Source organism: Pseudomonas syringae group sp. J309-1, from assembly GCF_032582135.1.
Lineage (GTDB): Bacteria > Pseudomonadota > Gammaproteobacteria > Pseudomonadales > Pseudomonadaceae > Aquipseudomonas > Aquipseudomonas quasicaspiana.
In genome coordinates this window covers 1-547 of the sequence record NZ_JAWHNU010000148.1, presented here as the reverse complement: position 1 = coordinate 547, position 547 = coordinate 1, and the positions used below count along the sequence as shown (strand labels likewise).

General features: G+C 66.7%; 1 protein-coding gene. It reads left to right on the top strand.

Annotated features, from left to right (window positions below):
* Positions 1–208 precede the first annotated feature (208 nt).
* Positions 209–547, top strand: a 339-nt coding sequence (locus RX972_RS29165; RefSeq protein ID WP_316880774.1) for a hypothetical protein, incomplete at its 3' end; no start/stop codon positions are given.

Genomic DNA, 547 nt, shown 5'->3' with positions numbered 1-547 from the left:
GGCGTTTCGCGGTGGAAAAAGGTTCGCGGGTTCGTTTCACAAACCGGTAAAGTTTTCGGGACCCGGGCCACGCGCCCTTCAGCCTCCTGCCCGGATTTCCCACCTCTTAAGTCGATTCGAAGGGTCGTTGCGATGCTGTCGGCATCAAACGATCCGTCGCGTGCGCGGTGTAATCTCCACCCGCCGATGAGCGGACAGGGGGTGTCACATGGGATTCTCGCTTCGCTCGTTTGCGCTGCGCTCCGTCGTGTTAGGCTTCGGCCTGGGTGGGGCCGCGCCAATTGGGGAGCGGAAAGCCGCCGCGCTCCTGTCGCCCGGCCCGGCGACCCTGCTCAGACAATCAACCGAACCGTTCGGCCTGGCGACCAACCTGCTTGCCGGCGGCGGCCTGCATGACAAATGGCGCGGGGTGCAGCGCCAGCTGGCCGACGAATTGGCGCAGCTTGCAGCCTGCGAAAGCGACCGCGCGGGCTGCGCATCGCCTGAGGCGCTGCGGTTCCTGGCGATCGTCGATGCCGGCCGGGCACGCGATGGCCGCGCCCGGTTC